At 51.6% G+C, this 19,944-nt stretch carries 15 protein-coding genes and 2 pseudogenes; 8 read left to right on the forward strand and 9 right to left on the reverse strand.

Annotated features, from left to right (window positions below):
• Window positions 1–490 precede the first annotated feature (490 nt).
• Entirely contained in the window at window positions 491–949 is a 459-nt protein-coding gene (locus ACFSW5_RS13675; RefSeq protein ID WP_379273971.1) for a DUF3888 domain-containing protein, read from the forward strand.
• A gap of 173 nt (window positions 950–1,122) precedes the next feature.
• On the opposite strand, the gene ACFSW5_RS13680 is transcribed toward ACFSW5_RS13675, so the two are convergent.
• Entirely contained in the window at window positions 1,123–1,590 is a 468-nt protein-coding gene (locus ACFSW5_RS13680; RefSeq protein WP_379273973.1) for a hypothetical protein, read from the reverse strand.
• On the reverse strand, window positions 1,587–1,919 hold the full coding sequence (locus ACFSW5_RS13685; RefSeq protein WP_379273977.1) for a hypothetical protein: 333 nt from the start codon (window positions 1,917–1,919) through the stop codon (window positions 1,587–1,589). The genes ACFSW5_RS13680 and ACFSW5_RS13685 overlap by 4 nt, the downstream gene beginning before the upstream one ends.
• Before the next feature lie 167 nt (window positions 1,920–2,086).
• Between ACFSW5_RS13685 and ACFSW5_RS13690 the strand changes: the two genes are divergently transcribed.
• A complete protein-coding gene (locus ACFSW5_RS13690; RefSeq protein WP_379273979.1) occupies window positions 2,087–2,611 on the forward strand; it encodes a 5' nucleotidase, NT5C type in 525 nt (174 codons plus the stop codon).
• A 230-nt stretch (window positions 2,612–2,841) separates the two neighbouring features.
• Window positions 2,842–3,951, forward strand: a complete 1,110-nt coding sequence (locus ACFSW5_RS13695; protein WP_379273982.1) for a UDP-N-acetylmuramoyl-tripeptide--D-alanyl-D-alanine ligase — start codon at window positions 2,842–2,844, stop codon at window positions 3,949–3,951.
• Between the two features lie 103 nt (window positions 3,952–4,054).
• On the opposite strand, the gene ACFSW5_RS13700 is transcribed toward ACFSW5_RS13695, so the two are convergent.
• Entirely contained in the window at window positions 4,055–4,267 is a 213-nt protein-coding gene (locus ACFSW5_RS13700) for a hypothetical protein (protein ID WP_379273985.1), read from the reverse strand.
• Between the two features lie 303 nt (window positions 4,268–4,570).
• Between ACFSW5_RS13700 and ACFSW5_RS13705 the strand changes: the two genes are divergently transcribed.
• Entirely contained in the window at window positions 4,571–6,955 is a 2,385-nt protein-coding gene (locus ACFSW5_RS13705; protein ID WP_379273987.1) for a polyprenyl synthetase family protein, read from the forward strand.
• Window positions 6,956–7,101: 146 nt separating this feature from the next.
• Here ACFSW5_RS13705 and ACFSW5_RS13710 read toward each other — a convergent pair whose 3' ends face one another.
• The 3 genes and pseudogenes from ACFSW5_RS13710 to ACFSW5_RS13720 all read right to left on the reverse strand — a co-directional run bounded on the left by ACFSW5_RS13710 (window position 7,102) and on the right by ACFSW5_RS13720 (window position 8,498).
• Window positions 7,102–7,623, reverse strand: a complete 522-nt coding sequence (locus tag ACFSW5_RS13710) for an SRPBCC domain-containing protein (RefSeq protein ID WP_379274380.1) — start codon at window positions 7,621–7,623, stop codon at window positions 7,102–7,104.
• A 51-nt stretch (window positions 7,624–7,674) separates the two neighbouring features.
• Window positions 7,675–8,124 (reverse strand): annotated as a pseudogene (locus ACFSW5_RS13715) (SRPBCC family protein); the annotation flags it as partial.
• 29 nt (window positions 8,125–8,153) lie between these two features.
• The gene (locus ACFSW5_RS13720) at window positions 8,154–8,498 is read right to left on the reverse strand and encodes an ArsR/SmtB family transcription factor (protein WP_379273990.1); all 345 of its coding nucleotides are present in this window, start codon (window positions 8,496–8,498) and stop codon (window positions 8,154–8,156) included.
• A gap of 232 nt (window positions 8,499–8,730) precedes the next feature.
• On the opposite strand from ACFSW5_RS13720, the gene ACFSW5_RS13725 reads away from it, so the two are divergent.
• Window positions 8,731–9,321, forward strand: a complete 591-nt coding sequence (locus ACFSW5_RS13725; RefSeq protein ID WP_379273992.1) for a flavin reductase family protein — start codon at window positions 8,731–8,733, stop codon at window positions 9,319–9,321.
• Between the two features lie 59 nt (window positions 9,322–9,380).
• Here ACFSW5_RS13725 and ACFSW5_RS13730 read toward each other — a convergent pair whose 3' ends face one another.
• Complete coding sequence (locus tag ACFSW5_RS13730) at window positions 9,381–12,494, reverse strand: ATP-binding protein (protein ID WP_379273995.1); 3,114 nt, start codon at window positions 12,492–12,494, stop codon at window positions 9,381–9,383.
• Between the two features lie 422 nt (window positions 12,495–12,916).
• Here ACFSW5_RS13730 and ACFSW5_RS13735 point away from each other — a divergent pair, with 422 nt between their 5' ends.
• The 3 genes from ACFSW5_RS13735 to ACFSW5_RS13745 all read left to right on the forward strand — a co-directional run bounded on the left by ACFSW5_RS13735 (window position 12,917) and on the right by ACFSW5_RS13745 (window position 19,067).
• Window positions 12,917–13,921, forward strand: coding sequence for a response regulator (locus ACFSW5_RS13735; RefSeq protein WP_379273997.1), 1,005 nt, complete (start codon window positions 12,917–12,919; stop codon window positions 13,919–13,921).
• Window positions 13,918–14,541: a class D sortase gene (locus ACFSW5_RS13740; RefSeq protein WP_379273999.1), complete on the forward strand. Its 624-nt coding sequence runs from the start codon at window positions 13,918–13,920 to the stop codon at window positions 14,539–14,541. The genes ACFSW5_RS13735 and ACFSW5_RS13740 overlap by 4 nt, the downstream gene beginning before the upstream one ends.
• A 182-nt stretch (window positions 14,542–14,723) precedes the next feature.
• On the forward strand, window positions 14,724–19,067 hold the full coding sequence (locus ACFSW5_RS13745) for a collagen binding domain-containing protein (RefSeq protein ID WP_379274002.1): 4,344 nt from the start codon (window positions 14,724–14,726) through the stop codon (window positions 19,065–19,067).
• A gap of 73 nt (window positions 19,068–19,140) precedes the next feature.
• Here the strand turns inward: ACFSW5_RS13745 and ACFSW5_RS13750 are convergent.
• Window positions 19,141–19,293 (reverse strand): annotated as a pseudogene (locus tag ACFSW5_RS13750) (YnfA family protein); the annotation flags it as partial.
• 17 nt (window positions 19,294–19,310) lie between these two features.
• Window positions 19,311–19,631, reverse strand: coding sequence for a luciferase domain-containing protein (locus ACFSW5_RS13755; protein ID WP_379274006.1), 321 nt, complete (start codon window positions 19,629–19,631; stop codon window positions 19,311–19,313).
• Between the last annotated feature and the right edge of the window lie 313 nt (window positions 19,632–19,944).

Raw genomic sequence — 19,944 nt, forward strand, 5'->3', positions numbered from 1 at the left:
CACAGTCCTCCGATGTTAGTCATTTCATCAGTTTAATCTGTGTCTACTATTAAGTCTAGCATCAGTGGCTGCTGGAATCCAATCCTCGTTTTGGTCCGTACATACAGCACAAGGAGGATGGCAGCGGAGCATTAGCCATTCAAATAGCGGCAGAGGACATGAGATTCTACGTGGACTTGATCTGGCAATTGGGGGATGAAGTCAAAATAGTGGGGCCGGCTGAAGCCACGGCGTATATGCATCAAAAGATAGAATCCATGCGGATGCTTTATCATCGTTGAACGACCCGATAAGACCAAATGGCATAACAACGCCATTAAAAAATCGCAAGCGGTCGCTTGAATCAGGTTGGGCTCGTCAACTTCGTATGATGCTAACGGGGGAAGATAGTTGAACGAACCAGGGAGAGCAGACGCTACGGCAATGGCTCTCTTTATTTCATACATAAACTCAAGTCACTTTGTGAAGGATACATTAAGGGTGATTTGAAGTGAGTGTTAAAAGCGATATCGGATTATTGCTAACGGTCATCATGTTCTTGTTGTCTTCACAACCGGTTTACGCTAAGCCGCAAGAAGAATCATTCCAACGGCTTGCACTTACTTTGTTAGCTCCAAAAATACAGGAACAGATTAACCAATACTATAAAGATAAACTAACTGTAACCCCTACGTTTTCGCCTTTTCTGGGTGGGACTGATTTAGACGTTGAATATCATGCTTCGTATATTGATGTTCATGTTAAAACAATCCCGTACGTAGGCCCTCACTTGAGCGTAGGGATGGACTTGATGAGGTTTAGGATAGATAATACGGGAATTGTACGGGTTCAGGAATACAAGCATATTAGGGATTATGAGTTGCCTCCTAACTGGCAACACATTATTAAACACGAAAGCAGCCGGTCGAATGATCGGCTGCTTAGCGTTTGGAACACTCAGCAATTATAATTAATAATTATGATCTAATGGATCGGACAAATAAAAAGTCCATCGTCCCTCGTCGGTGTGATCCAAGTACAATACCTCTTCGTATTCCAAAGAATCGCCTTCTGGGAGCTCTTTATAGAGCGCCTTAACGTGCACTGCTGCTGTTTTATCGTCGATATAAATTACTTTTGCTTCTAATAGGTCATCTTGGGAGGTGGGGGACCAGCATCATAATTAGCTCGAAGATCGCTTAACAGCTTCTCGACCTCGTCCGGCGAATTCTGTATCAAGGCGGCAGCTTTCTCATCAACATCATCCAGCAAAGTATTTTGGAAATGGATCGAATTTACTTTGTTAATCTTCCACATGTCCCCTTCTTTTCGAAAATGCAGCTCGAGCTCCCTATTCCTTCTAACTGCCGGAGTCGTAGAGATTTGCGATGTACGCACTATAGCTTCTGAAACGGATGAATACTTGATACGATCAATTTTGGTGTCTAATACCTGAGCTAACGTAGTATCCGGAGTATATAAGTCATCCGGTGAACCATATGGATTAGCATCTAATGTAAATAACTGATCGGCCGGAATGTCTTGGTCGTAGTAGCTTTTTACAAGACTGTTTATCGTTTGGTTATAGGCATAATCCAACGAGTTGATCAAAAGCTTGCTGTTCTCTTCGTCATCGAGAGTCCGTAACCGCCGTCCGGCGTAATAATGCTCTCTTGTGTAATATCGATCGAATAGGGCTCGTCTTGAAAAGTATAGGAGATAATGTGAGATTGTAGGTCATATTCGAAGGGAATACCTGCTTGCTCGAATACAGCCCGGAAAGGAATGTACAGGGTGCCATTTCGGTTATATGCCGTTTCACTTAAAGGAGCGCCATTGACAACAAGTTGTACGGAGTCACTTGACGAAGCTGATACGGGTACATGGGTGAAAAGTAAACGGATTAAAATCGCCATAAAACAAGATTTCGATTTTACCATGCAGAATGCTCCTTTGCGCTATTATCCAATGTTATTCGACAATTAATCGTAATGGTAAATATTTCTTGAGTCAATTATAAAAATGTTTTAGACTGACGATATCGTTAACTACGGAAAATCAGCAAATTAACAAAAATTCGGCCGCCCCCACAGAAGGAGTTAAGATTATGAAAAGAATTGCAATCGATATGGATGAAGTTATTGCAGATTTTAACCCCAAACATCTAGAGTTATTTAATCGGGACTATAACGAAAATCTGACTGTAGATGATTTAATGGGAACGCGCCTTGGGCAATTACGTCCTCATTTGGAGAGCGAGATTATTGAATACATAAGGGACCCGCTATTTTTTCGGGATTTAGATGTGATGAAGGACAGTCAAAAAGTAATTGAAGAGTTAAGCAGCCAATACGAAATTTATATCACAACTGCAGCGATGGAATTTCCGACCTCTTTTAATGCAAAGTATGAATGGCTTAAGGAACATTTCCCTTTTCTGAACGAAATGAACTTTGTTTTTTGCGGAGATAAAAGCATTATCCGTGCGGATTACTTGATTGATGACAATGCGAGGCATTTTGAACGATTTATCGGCCAAGGAATTTTGTTTACTGCGCCTCACAATATTAACGAGACGGGATATGTTAGAGTAAACAACTGGTTAGAAGTTCGCCAGTATTTCCTGAGTTGACGGTTAACTACAATAAGACACGAGGGCAGCGGGTTAGATGACCGGCTGCCTTATGTGAAACGATGTTAATCCACATCCACTTGAGGATGTGGATTTTGCTTTTTACAACTTTCGCCTTCACATGCACATCGCTCCTATAGGCAGTCGCCTCAATCTTTCTAACTCCGGATAGCATACAATAGCGTGCGGATTTTACCGGGGGAACAATATTTTGTCGAGGGGGCAGCGTATTGGATCAAACCACCAACAGCTACAGACCTGTCATTGCGGTTACCGGAAGTGCCGGCAAGACAACCACGAAAGAAATGATTGCAGCAGTGCTGAACAGTCGTTGGAAAGTTTTCGTATCCCCGCATAATCATAATGCTCCCAGTGCCACAAGAAGACATGCCGGACAACTGCGTCCTTCCCATCGGGCTGCCGTCGTAGAGTACGGGATGCAATATTATGGCCACATAAAGCGGCATTGCCTCTATTTACAACCCGACATTGGGGTTATTACGAACGTAGGGACAGCTCATGTGGGCAACTTCGGCGGTCGCATTGAAGGGGTGGCCAAGGCAAAATCGGAGCTGATTCGTTACATGAAACCAACCGGCACGTTATTGTTGAACGCCGACGACCCTCATTCCGAATTGCTCCATACAAACGAATTCAAAGGTAGAATCATTCGGGTAGGCATACGGAAAAAAGCGAATTACCAGGCCTATAATGTACAGTATGAACATCATGGAATGAGCTTCAAAGTAAAGCTTAAGGGCATAGAGCATTCTTTTTACATTCCTGTGTTCGGAGAACATAATATTTATAATGCCTTGTTTGCCATTGCCGTTTCTCACGGTTTAGGATTTGGACCGCGGCATATTCAAGCCGGACTCAAGTCGTATAAGAGGCCAAGGAGCCGATTGCGCGTTCATCGTTTGCGGGGAAATATCATGCTGATCGACGATTCCTATAGTTCAAATCCCCATGCGGCAAAGGCCGCTCTCGATGTCTTATCTGAAGTCGGTACAAGGAACAAAATAGCCGTTCTCGGTTCCATGTTGGAATTAGGCGAGTTTACGGCCAGAGGTCACCAAGAGGTCGGAAAGTATGCCGCCGGCAAAGGCGTGAGCCAATTGTTGACGTTGGGAAGCGCTGCGAAGCATATTGCGGTCGGCGCTAGAAAGTCCGGTTTTCCCGTTGACAGGATCAAGTGCTTCGTCAATAAGCACCAACTGGAAAGGGCGCTGCTTCAAAAGATGGAGCCGGGCGCTACCATTCTGGTCAAAGGCTCCAATAAATTAAGAATGGACACGGTTGTCGCGTATTTAAAACGCAATGCCGGCATAAGCAGGTGACGGTCGTCCGAAGCGGGATCGGCCGCATGGTAATCCACAACCGTTCGAGGTTGTGGATTTTGCTTTTCGATCACCGCTAGGGCAGCCCTCCGTCAGCGGCCTTTTACTTCTCTTCCAAGTCCTCTGCAGCGTCAAACACATTATCTTTCGGGACGTTCGTAAGCTCCATCTTTTGCTTGATCTGCTCGCCCATTTTTCCATACCAAGCTTCAAAGGAGTCATCCAGCCGCTCCTCGCGGTTACGATCCTCGTTTACATCCGAATCGACCTCGATTTTATTGCCTAGAACCCCATAGTCGTCTTTAGATCCGGTCATCGATCGCTTCAACTCCTTCTCGTTGTGATGGTTTCCCGGTGTTGTTCCGATATAGAAAGTTATACAATTGGTTTCATCTGTCCTTGTTGTTATCGTTACCCCGTCTAACAAAAATATGCCAAGGGTGATTTTACCGGCCCGATGCCGAAATTCGTAACCGGAAAAATCTTTTTCCGTATTTAGAAGAAATGAAATCGATCCGACGAAGGCTGCGAAATTCTCCAATCCGTTACAGCATGGAGAAAACCTCATCCTCCGAATGCATAAAGATAAAACAACCATAGAAGCTGAGGTATACAACGTATGAATAAGGAATTGCTCGTTGATGGAGATACGTGTTATCGGCTGGCGGAGCAGAAGGCCGCCCGCTATTTTGCATCGCTTGATGAGCATGTGAAGGGTAACACTTATTTGCCTGCTCTGACCGAATACTTGGGGGCGTGGAAAAGAAATCATGTCCGTCGCCAGCCATGGCTGTCCTTTTTACCGCGGGGAAAGGGGAAGTCCGATACCGGAGATTATCATCGGCATATTCAATGGCTGAAGCATACAGGGAAATTGGATGATTACCTGGACCGGAGCATTTCCTATATTTATATGAGGGATCTGGGCCAAGCCATAGACTCGCCGGAGACGCAGGCAAAAATTCAGCGTACGGCTGCCGGTATCAAGCAACGTTTGATTCGTTCCTCCGCAACGAACAAGGGCGAGCCGCCGGAGTTCATCAGTTTGGCGGGATTGTATCGGTGGGCCCAGAAGGAAGGCGTCGAGACTGCCGCGATATGGGTGATCGGCAAGCTGAAGGCCGTATCCGACCATATTCCGGAAGGAATGAACGCCGAGCATGCGCAGCGCAAACTGATTAAGATCATTGTCGGAGTGGTCCTGCATGCGATCGAAGAGATGGGCGACGAACGATCGCCCGCCGAACGCGCCCGAAGGCTGGACGAAGCGATCAGGCTCGGTTACAGCTACGGTCTGACTTATCCGTTCATCGACGATCTTCTGGATGCGCAGGTCTTGACCGAGCAAGAGAAAGCCCGTTATTCCCGGATTATACGGACCGCGCTGCTCACCGGATCGGTCCCGGATCCGGGCGAGTGGGCCGGAACGAACAAAGCGATGATTCAATTCGTACACGCGGAGCTGCAGGAAGCTTTTGAGTATATTAAGCGTCATCAACGGCCGGAGACGCAACAGCTGTTTTTCGAGCAGGCTTATGTTTTTTTTCACTCGCAGGAATTGGACCGCGCGAAGCATCTGTCCCATGCACAGTACACGAATGAAGAGCTTTATATTCCGATCATTTTAAAATCCGCTTCTTCCCGATTGATTGCCCGTTCCGTCATTGGCGCCCCCTTAGACGAAGACTTTGAGAATCGAACGTTCTATTATGGCATCTATAACCAGTTGGCTGACGATTTTGCGGATCTGTTTGACGATATGGAAGCCGGCGCGGTAACGCCTTACACCTATTATTTAACTTACCGCCATCAGCGTTCGGATCTGATCAACCCTTTCGAATTATACTGGACGGTTATTTTCCATTTGATTCAACATGTGTATCATAACGATGCCAAGACCCGAGAAGTGATTTTGAATCGGGCCATTAACGGTCTGAAACGCTGTAAAGCGCGGATCGGCACGGAAAAGTACAATCGCATGATGGAGATATTGGCTTCCGGCAATCCGGGTTTCGATCGGCTGCTCCGGCAAATGGCCGCCAAAGCGGAGGACGTGGATTTCTTCGATAAGCTGCTTCGGGACCAGCTGATTCTTATGTTAAAAAACGAGCATAAGTTTAAAGAGGAATTTGTCGACACCGTCGAAACGGCGCGCGAGCAGATCAACAACGCCTTGCAGATTGCCAAGCCGGACGGGATTCCGCCGATGAAAGAGACGCTGATCGACGCGGCCAATTACAGCCTCGTAGGAGACGGGAAACGTCTGCGTCCAATCTTAAGCTGGGTCATGGGCGTACAGGAATACGGCCTGCGGGCGCAGGCGATCATGTCCTTATTGAGATCGCTTGAGTATATGCATACCGCCTCCCTGATCTTCGATGACTTGCCGTCCCAGGACAATGCATCCACCCGCAGGGGGCGGAGGGCGTTGCATCTTGTTCATAATAGCGCCACCGCGGAATTAACCGGTCTGTTTCTCATTCAAAAGGCCGTTCAGGAACAAGCGTCCCTGGATCAGTTCGATGCCGGGACCGTGCTTGCTTTGATGCAGTATTCCGCCCGAACGGCAGAAGATTTGTGTGCGGGACAGGCGATGGATTTGAACGCGAAAGGGAAAGCGTTGACGTTGGAGCAATTGAATGCGATCTGCTTTTACAAAACCGGAAAAGCGTTTGAGGCGGCGTTGGTTATGCCGGCTATTCTCGCGCAGGTTGACGAGCGGGAAATCGCGAATTTGAAGACATTTGCTTATCATGCGGGAATCGCCTTTCAGATCAAGGATGATTTGCTTGATTTGGAAGGAGATGCACGCTTGCTCGGGAAGCCCGTCGGCAAGGATGCGGAGAACAACACTTCCACATTCGTAACGGTCCTGGGGCAGGAAGGCGCCCTGAAACAGATGTGGGAGCACTATTGTCTTGCCATGGAAACGTTGAAAGAGATGCCGCGTCAAAATGTTTTTCTGAAGCATCTATTGAATTATATGATTAACCGGGACCGTTAAGCTTGCGGCAATGGGCTTCTGCGCATCCGCGGTTCGCGCGCATCTGCACATATAACGAGAAAAAGAGACCTAAACCGGTCTCTTTTCTCGAGCTTTTGCGGTGAAGACGGGTCAACCCGTCTCCTTCTGAGGACGGCGAAAGCCGGTTACGCTTGCTTCGCCTCGTTCAGGCGCTCTTCCAGACGGTCCCAAGTTTGCGTGATCCCTTCGAGCATGCCCATGTCCATGACTGTCTTAAGCGCCTCCGCCGATACATATTCGCCGCGGTTGATCAGCTTCGTCTTGCCGCCGAGATCGACGAATTCCACCGTAACTTCGGTCGACGGCAAAGAGTCGTTCGAATTGCCTTCGGCATCCGAGAAGTAGTCCATATAGACGATTTTGTCGGGCTCCGAAATTTCCTTGTAAACGGCTTTGCCCCACGATTCCATGCCGAAGAAGTCGCCTTGATTCGGGTCGACGCACTTCATGCAGTAGTGCCATACGCCGCCCGGACGGAAATCGACGTTGCAGACCGGAATTTCCCAGCCTCTCGGCCCCCACCAGTGCTTCAGATGCTCCGCCTCTTTGAACATCCGGAATACGAGCTCGCGCGGCGCGTCGAATATGCGCTCCAGCACCAGCACGTTATCGTTCTCTACCCTCGAAACCATAGCGTCGTTCGACATTGTCGTTCCTCCTTGATTTTGAATATCCGCTTTGTCAGCCAAATACTTCGCAAGCCGTTCCATCGTCTCTTTGCCGCTTTCGATCGCGCCGTACTCTCTGACGACATAATCGCGTTCTTCGGCCGTGTTAAAGAGGCTGCGCATCGTCACGACGGTCTTCCCGGCACTTTGTTCCTCGAACGTTACGGTTACATGAAAAGCGCCGGAGCTGTCTTCATCGTCATCCCCATGCTCGTAAACGAGACGTTCGGGCGCGGCGATTTCGATATAACGGATCCGGTTCGGATATTCGGTTCCGTCCGGCCCGTACATCCTATACCGCCACTTGCCGCCCGGACGGAAGTCCATTTCGAGCGTCGCAGTCGTGAAGCCGTTCGGTCCCCACCACTTGTCGAGATGCTTCGTCTCCGTCCATGTCCGGAACACGAGGTCGCGCGGCGCATCGAACTCCCGTTTTATAACGATCTCGCGGTCCGAGACGTCCGGCATATGCGTTGTCATCTTACATCCTCCTTTGATTATGAACGATTTTATGATTTGTCCCTGCTTTGCAGTTCCCGCAAGTAGTTCTCCAAATTGTCGAATCTTTCTTCCATGACGCGCCGGAAGGACTCCACCCAGGAATCCAGCGCTTGGAAGGGCTCGGGCCGGAGCTTGTAGATTCGGCGGTTAGCTTCGGCTTTCACTTCCACGATCCCGCTGTCGCTCAGCACCTTTAAATGCTTTGAAGCTTGGGGCTGTCGAAGGCCTAGCCGGTCGGCGATCTCCCCTACGGTCAGGGGGCCTTCGCGCAGCAGCTCGACGATCTCCTTGCGATTCGGCTCGGCCAAAGCGCTCAGTGTCGTCACGTCCATGCCCGGCTTCTTCCTAGACATGTTGCTCACCTCGATATGTGTTGATCTTTCGGTATCGTATCACATCCCTTATCCACATGGTTAACTTTCGTTGACTTAAATATACCCAATAGGGAATATTCCTGTCAAGGAATATATTTTAGCCAATACCGTTGCTTGGAACGAAAAAGTAAAAGACGAATCCATCGGTTTACTCTATAATGGACTGGAACATATGTTTCCATTTTTTATTTATATGGAGGTATCGATATCCATGCATCAAGAAATTAAGCCGAGCATTTTATACTACGGCACTCCCGTTATCTTATTGACAACGCTCAACGAAGACGGTTCGACCAATATCAGTCCGTTATCTTCGTCATGGGCATTGGGCTATAGCTTGGTATTAGGTCTGGGCATAGGCGGCAAAGCTATCGAGAACCTTAGAGAGCGCCCCGAATGCGTCGTGAACGTTCCGGGTCCCGAGCTTTGGACCCAAGTCGAAGCGCTGGCGCCGTTAACGGGCAAAAATCCGGTTCCGGAATATAAGCTGCAAGCTTCTTTCCGGTTTGAGCATGATAAATTCGCCGCGGCGAACTTCACGAGGCAGACGTCGGTTCAAGTGAAGCCGGACCGCATACTCGAATGTCCGCTTCAAATCGAATGCGCCGTGAGGAACATCCGGGTTCCGGAGCACGATCCGCATTTTGCCGTCGTAGAAGCGGAAGCGTTAAAGGTGCATGCCGACGAGAAAATCGTGCTCGGCGACAATCGCATCGATCCGGAACAATGGAGCCCGCTCATCTATAATTTCAGGCATTATTTCGGGCTTGGCCAACCGTTAGGCAAAACGTTCCGGGCTTAAGGCTGACCGAAAATTCCGGGGCGGGAATCTCAAGGTCAACAAAAAAGGGGAAGAATTGTTTATTCTTCCCCTTTTCCTTTCCGCAGCGGCACGACAAACGATACGGTCGTCCCTTTGCCGGGCTCGCTTTGAACCGTTAAGCCTTGGCCGTATTGCTGCTTTAATCTCCGGTTTGTATTGGACAGGCCGACTCCCCGTTTTCTTTCATGGGAGGGGGCGAGCAACTGTTCCACCGTCTCTTGATCCATCCCGGCACCGTCGTCCTTCACTTCGATTAAAGCGGAACGGCCGAGCCGGACGACCCGTACGGCGACCGTGCCGCCTTGCCGTCTGCCGAGAAGGCCGTGCTTCACCGCATTTTCGACGAGCGGCTGGATCGTAAGCGGAGGAAGCTGCAGCCGGCAGTCGGGATCGACCTCCCACGCAACCGACAGCCGCTCTCCGAACCGTTGCTTCTCGATGTAAAGATAAGCTTTAACCAGCTCCAGCTCGTGAGACAGATCGACTGCGTCCTCCGTATTCAGAAAGTCGAAGCTGATGCGCAAATAGTCCGTAAAAGCTTCGGCCAGCTCGTGCATCTTCCCGGTATCGATCTCGCTTAACGCCAAGATGGAATTTAACGCGTTGAACAGAAAATGGGGGCGGATTTGCGCCTGCAAATAAGCGGCCTCCATCCTCAAGCTCTCGTGAATCGATTGCTTAAGCAGCGTCAACGCCCGAATCCGGTATTTAAGCTCCAGCGCATCGACCGGCTTGGCCACGTAATCGTTGGCTCCCGACAAGAAGCCGGCATAGATGTCCTCGGGCTGGGTGCGCGCGGTCAACAGCAAGACCGGAAGCTCCGATAACGAATAAGTCTCCCGGATTTTCCGCGTCAGCTCGTACCCGGACATGACCGGCATCATGACATCGACGACGATCAAATCCCACTGCCGTTCGTTCAACCTCTTCAGCGCTTCCTCGCCGGAGCTTGCCGTCGTCAACGCATAGGGCTCCGTGGACAAGATCGACTTCAGCACGTTTAAGTTGACGGGGTCGTCGTCAACGGCAAGAATGCTGGCTGGGCCGCTGCCGGACAGGCTTGCATCGGGTTCGTTGAAAGCCGCCGTCAAGCTTCCCGCGCTTCCGGTATCCGACCAGCCGGCCGCCAGCTCCGCCGAAACGTCATCCGGCAGAAGAGACGGCCGCTGCTGCAGCGGCGGGGAAGAGAGGGACGCATCGGCAAGCGGAAGGCTAAAGCCGAACACCGACCCTTGGCCGGGCTCCGTCCGAACGGTTAAGGTGCCGCCGTGAAGCTCGACCAATTGTTTGCAGATGCTTAAGCCGAGCCCGATGCCGCTTCCTTCGTTCATCCCGTGGGGCCCTTGCTCGTAGGGATTGAATATCCGGGCCGCCGTCTCCTCGTCCATGCCGATGCCGGTGTCGGAAACATAGATGAAGGCTTGTCCGCCCGACGCCTCGGCCGTCACGGAAACGGTTCCCCGTTCCGTATATTTGATGGCATTATGCAATAAGTTGTACATAATTTGCACCAATCTTTTTTCGTCGGCCATGACGGCGGGGAAAGACGGCTTCACGTCGACCGTCACCTCGACCGGCTTGCTTTCATACAGGAAACGAAGCATTCCCGCGACGCCCGGTACGACAGACTGGACAAGCAAAGGCTCCTTGTGCAGTTTGACTCGATGCTCCCGCAGCTGGGCAATATCGAGAAGATCTTTTAGCAAATGGGACATGCGGCGGCTGATCTTAACGAGCAGCTCCATATCCTCGACGCTTTTCCGGTGCAGCTTGTCCCTCTCGTGAATGAGCACCGATTCCGCGATGTTCATGATTCCGTGCAGCGGCGTTCTTAGCTCATGCGACGTATTGGCCAGAAATTGATCCTTCAGCTTGTCCGCTTCCTGCAATTGAAGATTGAGCCGGATGTTTTCATGGGATTGGCGGAAATATTTCTTGAACCAATAGGCCGAGAATCCGATAATCGCCGCGATGATGTCGGCCGGATAATAAACCTCCGGAATGGTGACGTGCGAGCTTAACGCACCCCATAGGGCGCTGGAGAACACGGCCGCTCCGGAAAGTTGCAGGAAGACCGCGTCTTCATTGAATACGGTATTGTTAGCGGTCTTCCGGGTGAAATACAGCCTTCCGATCAAGTAGAGCAGCCACATGAAAGGGAACACGTACAAGGCGCTAAACACCCTGAATTGATACGTGAAATGAGCGGCAGGCGTCGACGCGAAACATAAAAAAACCGAATACGCAGCGAGCGCGGCCGTATAAACGAGAAACGCTTTGCGGCCGTGGTTCGTCGAAGTAAACCTTCGGAAAAAATAAAGGATAAAATAGGCCAGCCATAAATACGACAGCAGTCTGATTTTGAAAGACCAGGCGTAATCGAACGGCAGCCATAGCATAAGCAAATTTTCGTGATCGGACACAATCGATATGCCCGCGCTGAACGCCAGCAAGCAGAACGCAAGCAGCGACTTCTCCCGCCGGTTGAACAGATACAAGAGGTACGCATATAGGCCGTGAAGCAGCAGGACGACAAACGTAATGAGCTGAAAGCCGATCGAATACCACCGTTCGTAGTCGATGGACGCCTGAGAGCCGAACCGGATGGAGCGCATAATCCCCCCATTGTACGGGTCCTCGTAATTCGCTACCTGAATGAGCACGACGAGCTCTTGCACGCCTCGCTCCGTGTAGGTGCTTGTAAATGAGACTTTCTCCGGCACATAGTCCTCCCGGCTTGCGGCCGGCTTGCCGATTGCCCCTTCGCTGAATCCGTTGATTTCCACCATCGAAGACGCTTGAATTCGTTTCAGCCAAAGAGAAACGGGCTGCTCCAGCGGGTCGGTTAAAATCCGCAGCATGTAAGTGCCGTAACCGTAGGACGTATCGTGCGGTTTCGGAAAAGCGCTTTGCCAATCGCCCGGAACTTTTACCGAAGTAAAACCGTCTTTCATAGTGGGCGCATCGGCATAGGTGTACAGCTGCGAAGGGAAAAATCTCCACTCGCCGTCCAAAGCGACCGGCGGGGAATGCCGCAAATCCCACCCTCGCAAATCCAGCACGCCGTCGACCGGACGCGGCGCTTCGGCGGTAGGAAACATCGCCATCCACGCCCACCGCAAGCCGAGCAGCATGCAAAGAAACAATAACATGGCGGCAAAACGTCTATAAGTTTTCCAAGTGTTCGTCGTACGCATCATACGTGGTTATTCGACAGGAACCAAAAGTTTTCCTTTAATAAAAGGATGACAGGCGGTCGAATCCTCTCGAAAGATAGCGTCTGCTGCTAAAAAAGGTTGAAATACGGGATTGAAATTCGATAGTATTAAAATGTTTCCACATTTTGCAGATTCGGTGTCTGGCGGCTCGTGTCCAGGTAACGAATGTGCCGACGGGAAGGACGGGATACGTTGTCTGGGCTGAATGCGATAATTGTTGAGGATGAACTGCTTGCTCTGGAAAGAATGAAACGGCTTCTTAACGGCCGGACGGCCGGGGCTTGCGGCATTAAACGGGTCACGGCATACAGGATCCGTATCTGGCGCTCGAAGCGGCTTCCCTGGAAAAGGTTCATGTGGCGTTTTTGGATATTCAAATGCCGGTTATCGGAGGTTTCGAGCTGGCTGAAAAGCTGCTGCAGCTTCAGCCGAATGCACAGATTATTTTCGTGACGGCTTATGAGAAATACGCGGTAAAAGCGTTTGAAGTAAACGCGCTCGATTATTTGCTGAAACCGGTCGGGGAGGAGAGGTTGGCCGTGGCGATTCGCCGCGCTTTCGAGGCGAACGAGCGGTTGACGTCGAACGCGGGGAAGACCGCTATGGTCTGTTGTCTGCAAAGCCTCCGGTATAAGGATCAGAGCGGTAATATGCAGGAGTTTGCTTGGAGGACGTATAAAGCCGCGGAGCTGTTCGCTTATCTCATCCACCATCGGGGCAAAACGGTAGGAAGGCAGGAGCTGATCGACTTGTTATGGCCGGAGTACGATATGCAGCGCGCGACGGCTCAGCTGCATACGGCCGTCTATCAAATTCGCAAGATTATCGAATTGGCGGGGCTCGATCTGCAGATCAAATATGTCGATCGCGGTTACCGGCTGGTATGGGGAAGCGTGAAGCTGGACGTCGAAGAGTGGGAGAAGAGTCTGAAGCAGGCTCCTCCGGTACGGCCGGACACGCTGGAATCGCATCTGGAGATCATTCGGCTCAATACCGGCGATTATTTGGAGGATCACCATTATGCTTGGGCGGATTACGAACAGCATCGCGTCCGCCTGCTGTGGCTGAACCATGTCCGGGAAGTGGCCGACTGCTACGCTTCGCTCGGAAAATACGCGGATGCCGAACAGCTTTACCGGCAAATGATCGTACGGATGCCCGACGCAGAAGACGGTTATTTCGGTTTGATGAAAATTTATGCCGAAATGAACCACGATAGCGAGGTTCGAAGGCTTTTTCTCCAAATTAACGATATATTGAGGGAAGAATTGGATATCGATCCTTCTTCGGAATTAAACGATTGGTACCTCCGTTGGTCGGCGGACAAGCTGTCCGTGCAGGAAAAGCGGGTGCATGAATGAAGATCAAAGGACTTGCGCTGCTGCTTATCGTTGCGGGTTTGCTGCTGATCGCCATGCCGAAGCTGACCGAGCTCTATTACGACGCCCAGCAGGAGAAGCTGATCCGTTCTTGGGAGAACGCCATGCTGACGGTCGATAACGGAGAAGACGGGGAGACCGATGCGGCATCGCCAGTTGAGCCCGTTATGGCCGCGGCCCCTCAAGACGGAGAAGCCGATAACGAAGCCGAAGGGATGGAAGGGCTGCTTGTCATCGACAAAATCGATCTAAAGCTTCCAATTCTATACGGCGCGACGAAAGAGAATATGAAGAAGTCCGCGGCAAGCATCGAAGGTACCGGCAAAGCGGGAGAGATCGGCAATTTTGCCGTGGCGGGTCACCGGAACCGCACCTTCGGCCGCAATTTCAACCGGCTTGACGAATTGGAGGAAGGGGACACGATCGAGGTCGAGGTCGCCGGCAACCGGTATGCGTATACCGTGACGGAGAAGCCGATCGTCAAGCCCGAGGACGTATGGGTACTCGAAGGGAACGGCAAGGACCGGGAAATTACGCTGGTCACCTGCCATCCGATGGTCAACCCGACGGAGCGCTTGATTATAAAAGGAAAAATCGTATAAAATTTCGCCGGCTTCGGCCGGTAACGGGGTGTGGCNNNACTCCGTTTTTTTCTCATATATACAGATTCAGAATTTATTTATAGCTTTTCTATAAAATGGTACGGTGCCAAAAGTCCTGATTGATCTCGTTTTTTTGGCGGTTTATGAGATTTTAAGAACATTGGAGGTGTTTCGTTTTTAGTATGAAAAGACTAGGCAAGCAGTTAAGCGTGCTGCTGGCGGCGGTTCTGCTGCTGAACCTGCTGCTGCCGGCTTCCTTCGTCCGGGCGGCGGACGAAACGGGAGGAACGGCGGGCGATGCCGGTTACAGCGTAACCGATGACTCGTACAGCACGACCGACGACGTTTACGGCGTCGCGGCGTTAATGGCTGCCGATACCGGCACCATAACGGAAAATATTATAACGGACATGACCATCGAAGACGAAAACGGTCAAAGAATCGAGGAAGTACGTCCGGATCAAAACGCGAGAGTGAAGATCAACTACAACTGGGAGCTGCCTGCGGGCCATCCCTATACGGACGGCTCGACGTTCGTATTTGAGCTTCCCGATAAGTTCCGGACGGACCGGCTGTTGACCGGCAGCCTCGACGGGGACGGCGAGACGGTCGGAACGTACGAGATTACCCCGGAAGGCCAAGTGACGCTCACGTTTAACTCGGCGATTGAAGGCAAAGGAATGGAAGGCTACTTCTATTTATGGAGACAATTCGACGGAAGCAAGCTGTCCGGCGGGACCGAGCAGCTGATCGAATTCGAATTCCCCGGGGAAACGGTTGCCGTTCCCGTTCATTTCAAAAGCGCTTCCGATAAAGAAATCATAAAATCCGGAACGGCGAATAAAGGAATGAATCCAAGCGAAATCGATTGGAACGTCCAGTTCAATCTGGGCGAGGTGCCGATTGCAAACGCGGTCTTTTCGGATACGCTGCCAAGCGGCCTTGAAGTCGACACCGCTTCGATCGTTGTAACCTTGCTCGAGGTGCAGCTGGACGGGTCGACCGTCGACAAAGGGACGTTGGCCGAGGGCACGGACTATACGGTGGAACCGGGCGCGGACGGGTTTAAGCTGCACCTCGGCAATATCGACCAAGCCTATAAAGTGTCCTATACGACAGAGATAACCGGCAACACGGACACAACGTACGCCAACGAAGCGGCATTGACGGGGGACGATTTGCCCGTCCCGATGACGGCTGCAGCTTCGGTGCCCGTTCGCTACAGCCAGCCGCTGGCTAAAGGATCGACATACGATCGGAATACGCAAACGATAACTTGGACGATTCAGTACAATTACAACGAGCAGTCGATCTCCCAAGCGGAAGCTTGGATCGAGGACCGCTTCGATACGTCTCATCAGGATCTGCAGCTGGATTCGTTCGAAGTGTACGAGATGACGATCGACGATAACGGGAATGCCGCGGCAACAACTGGCGTTCCGCTCCCCTCCGGCGATTATGACGTAACGCAGTCTTCCGATGGCTTTAGGTTCCAGTTCAACCGGGATATTGCGGAGGCTTATCAGATATCGTACCGGACGACGGCGAAAAATCGCGTTCACGAAGACAGCTATAACGTGCAGAACGACGTGGAAATGCGGAACAATATTACCGCGTCCAAAACACAGACCATTAATCAGGTCATCTTCCGCAAAACGTTTGTCGGTTTCGATTATGCCGCCAAGACGATGACCTGGCGCATCGATTTGAACGACGATGCGAAGACGATGAACTCGGTCGTCATTACCGATAATTACGCGGGACAAGGCATGACCTTGCTGGAGGACAGCCTTACGGTAAGCGGCATGACGGAAGGCGCGGACTATACGTTATCGCCGAACCCGGAGTACGGGCAAGGCTTCAAGCTGGAGTTTTTAAACGACGTGACGGCCAGCCACGATATCGTATATAAAACCGAATTCGATCCGACCTTCTATGACGCCGACGAGATCAAAACGGCGCAATATAAAAACAATGCGGCCTTAAATTGGATCGAAAACGGCACCCAGCAGACGGCTATCGTGAAGTCGGCGACAGCGAACCCGGATGCCTATACGAAAAACAACGGCAACAAAACGGGGGATTACGACGCGCGTACGAAGGAAATCACGTGGACCCTCGACATGAACTATAACTTGCACCAGTTGGATCAGGCGGTCGTGCGGGACTTCTATTCGGGCGAGCAAACGTTCTTGCCGGATTCATTGCAAGTCCATCGCTTAACGTTGACCGGCGGGAACAACGGCGTTAGCGAAGGCGCGGCGCTTGTAGAAGGCGAAGATTATACGTTCGAGCCGAAGACGGAGAACGGCAAAGACGGCTTCGAGCTGACTTTCAAGAAACCGATTGATTTCGCTTACCGCATTACGTATAAGACAAGCTTGATGGGCCATGCGGTTGCGGAGGAGTATTCGAACGAGGCGACCTTGGCCGACGGCGACTCCCCAAGCGAAAGCCTGTTCCGCCGGTCGGCGGTAGTCGAGCCTCCTTACGGCGGGGAGTACATTGATAAAACCGGCCGGCAAGGCACCGGCGCGGAGCAGGATTATGCGTATTGGACCGTTTATGTCAACCGGAGCCAATCTTACATCGAAGCGGGTTCCCAGCTGACCGATACGCTGTCGCCGAATCAATTTCTGATTGCGGACTCGTTTAAGCTTTATCAAACGACCGTTGACAAAAACGGCAGCATTACGAAAGCGGGAGAGGCCGACAAGTCGGCTTATACGCTGGACGTGGCGGGCAATTCGTTTACGTTGACGTTCGGCGAGACGCTTGAAGGCACCTATGTGCTGGAGTATACGTCGTTTATTAACGCCGACGACGGGGAGACGCTTACGAACGGCGTCACTTTCCAAGGACAGTCCGCCGGCACGGTGAACGACAACGAGAATAGCGCGATCGACGTCAGCCTTTCGGGAGCGGGCGGCGGAGCCACAACGCCGAAGGGCAGCCTGAAGATCGTGAAGGTCGATGCGGCCAATCCGAGCAAGCCTCTCGAAGGGGCGGAATTCGGCTTGTACGACTCGACGGGGAAAAACCTGCTTCAGCAGCTAGCGACCGACGAGAACGGTATCGCTTTATTCGAAAATTATAAATATAAAGACTATGTCGTGAAGGAATTGGCTGCTCCGTCCGGATACCTGTTATCCGATGCGGCAAGCGGCGGAATGGCCGTTAAGCTGGACGCGGCGGTTAAAGAGGTCGTCGTCGAGAACGAAAAAGGCGTATGGGACCTCGAGGTTACAAAAACGGATCGGGAGATGCCGGACATTAAATTGCAAGGAGCCGTCTTCAAGCTGCAGAAGGATAACGGCGCCGGTTATGAAGACGTCGCAGGCATGGACGGCTTGACCACGGATAGCCAAGGGAAATTGTTTGTCGCGGACCTCGAGCCCGGCAGCTATCAGTTGATCGAGACGTCGGCTCCGAAGGGGTACAAGCTTGATCCGACGCCGGTTCCGTTTACGATCGAAGCGAGACAAACGGCGGCAAGGACGGTCACCGTCACGAATGTGGTTTACATCGGCTCCTATGAGCTTACGAATGTGGACGAATATGACGGCAAGCCGCTGGAAGGAGTCGTCTTCGAGCTGCGGGACGAATCGGATAACGTCATCATGAGCGGTCTTACGACCGACAAGGACGGCAAGCTGTTCATCGCGGGCTTGAGAGCGGGCAAATACAAGCTTGTCCAGACGTCCGTGCCGCAAAACTACGAAAAGCTTGTCGAGCCGATAACGTTTGAAATTACGGACGATCAAGTGGTGCGGCAGACGCCGGCCAACAAAATCATTCCAGGCTCGCTTCTGGTGACGAAGATCGCCAAAGGAAATACGGGCGTGACGCTGCGGGGCGCGGAATTCCGCATTCTGGATGCCGGCAAGCAGCCGGCCAAGGATAACGACGGCAACGAGCTTGCCGAATTCGTTACGGGCGAGGACGGCACGGCGTCCGTCGCGAATTTGAGACCCGGCGTCTACTATCTGGAGGAGCTCATAGCGCCCAAAGGATATTCCTTGAACAAGCAATTGACGGAATTCGTCATTGCGAGCGGAGAGGAAACGGCCGTAACGGTAGAAAATAAAAAGAAAGATAAAGACGAATCGGCCGATTCGGACGATCCGGCAAATCCGGCAGACCCGGTAATCCCGGGAGTACCAACGGATCCGACGAATCCAACGAATCCGACAAACCCGACGAACCCGACTGACCCGACAAATCCGACGAATCCCGGACAGCCTGCGGATCCTTCCACGGGAGGAAGCAACGGCAGCCCGGGAGGCAATCCGGGAGCCGTTGACGGAGCGGGCAGCGGCCCGTCCGCAGGACCTTCGGGCAATGACTCGCAAGTCGGCGGCGTAACCGATGCTGCGGGGCAAGGCCCGTCCGGCGGCGGAAACGGCTTGCAGGTGCTGCCGAAGACCGGAGAAGGAAGCCATCTGGCGATCCAATTGGCGGGGCTTAGCCTTATCGCTGCAGGCGCGGCGTTATGGCTGTATCGGAGAAAAACGGCGAGCCGGTAAGGCAAAGCGTTGAACGCCAAGCCACCGATTCATAAGAAACCTCTGTCTAATGCAGACAGAGGTTTTCTTCTTTCTAATGATTCCTCGGCGCCCACAGCATTACGGATACCCCTAGAATGCAAATGGCGGCCCCGATCCAATCGTACATATCGGGCGTTTTTTTATCGACAAGCCAGCCCCACAGCACCGCAAGAATAATGAATACGCCCCCGTACGCCGCATATAGTTCAGTTTAACATGCGGTCAGCGCTGTTTCGACGCCATAAGGTCGTATTTGAGCTTTAACATTTCGATGGCCGAAGCTGCGTCATCGCCGGATTTGATGTAGACGGACACCCAGCCGGATTCGGGAAACATATGATGGGGCTGCGCGCGCCCCGATGCAACCAGCTCATCGCGCACCGGCTTCGGGAAGAGGATGTCGACCAGATGGTCGCCGTGCACATGCCCGATTTCCTTTCCTTCATACACAAACTCGATCCCTCCGAAACGATGCGGCTGACGGCTTACTCCCGGGTGCGAAAGCAGGCTTTCGGACAAAAGCTCCCTCGCGGATAACGACATCGGGCATCTCTCCTTTTTCAAATTCATGCCGTACGAATCCGGCGTATGCCATCACGGACGGTCTATTGGATTAATGTAAGTACTTACTTACACTTAAGATGATACGTGGCAGCCGATTCTTTGTCAATAACAGGAAACGCCTATTTTTAAATGACTAAGCCGTTTTCCCGAATTTTAGGCGAAACCCGATTGTCCATATTGGCGAGCATCATGAGAACATTCTCATGAACTTTTAAGAAAGGGCGGCGAAGGTTTGCCGTGCTTCGATCGATCTGCTCATAGGAAACCTTTGGACGATTAGGCATGTGGTATG

Source organism: Paenibacillus thailandensis, assembly GCF_042685365.1.
GTDB lineage: Bacteria > Bacillota > Bacilli > Paenibacillales > Paenibacillaceae > Paenibacillus_AP > Paenibacillus_AP thailandensis.

What these genes read in the sequence shown, in the direction of transcription:
- ACFSW5_RS13720 (WP_379273990.1), bottom strand. Translation starts at nt 8,498, where the DNA reads ATGTCTAGGAAGAAGCCGGGCATGGACGTGACGACACTGAGCGCTTTG.
- ACFSW5_RS13745 (WP_379274002.1), top strand. Translation starts at nt 14,724, where the DNA reads ATGAAAAGACTAGGCAAGCAGTTAAGCGTGCTGCTGGCGGCGGTTCTG.
- ACFSW5_RS13700 (WP_379273985.1), bottom strand. Translation starts at nt 4,267, where the DNA reads ATGACCGGATCTAAAGACGACTATGGGGTTCTAGGCAATAAAATCGAG.
- ACFSW5_RS13755 (WP_379274006.1), bottom strand. Translation starts at nt 19,631, where the DNA reads ATGTCGTTATCCGCGAGGGAGCTTTTGTCCGAAAGCCTGCTTTCGCAC.
- ACFSW5_RS13685 (WP_379273977.1), bottom strand. Translation starts at nt 1,919, where the DNA reads ATGGTAAAATCGAAATCTTGTTTTATGGCGATTTTAATCCGTTTACTT.
- ACFSW5_RS13740 (WP_379273999.1), top strand. Translation starts at nt 13,918, where the DNA reads ATGAAGATCAAAGGACTTGCGCTGCTGCTTATCGTTGCGGGTTTGCTG.
- ACFSW5_RS13705 (WP_379273987.1), top strand. Translation starts at nt 4,571, where the DNA reads ATGAATAAGGAATTGCTCGTTGATGGAGATACGTGTTATCGGCTGGCG.
- ACFSW5_RS13725 (WP_379273992.1), top strand. Translation starts at nt 8,731, where the DNA reads ATGCATCAAGAAATTAAGCCGAGCATTTTATACTACGGCACTCCCGTT.
- ACFSW5_RS13690 (WP_379273979.1), top strand. Translation starts at nt 2,087, where the DNA reads ATGAAAAGAATTGCAATCGATATGGATGAAGTTATTGCAGATTTTAAC.
- ACFSW5_RS13730 (WP_379273995.1), bottom strand. Translation starts at nt 12,494, where the DNA reads ATGTTATTGTTTCTTTGCATGCTGCTCGGCTTGCGGTGGGCGTGGATG.
- ACFSW5_RS13710 (WP_379274380.1), bottom strand. Translation starts at nt 7,623, where the DNA reads ATGTCGAACGACGCTATGGTTTCGAGGGTAGAGAACGATAACGTGCTG.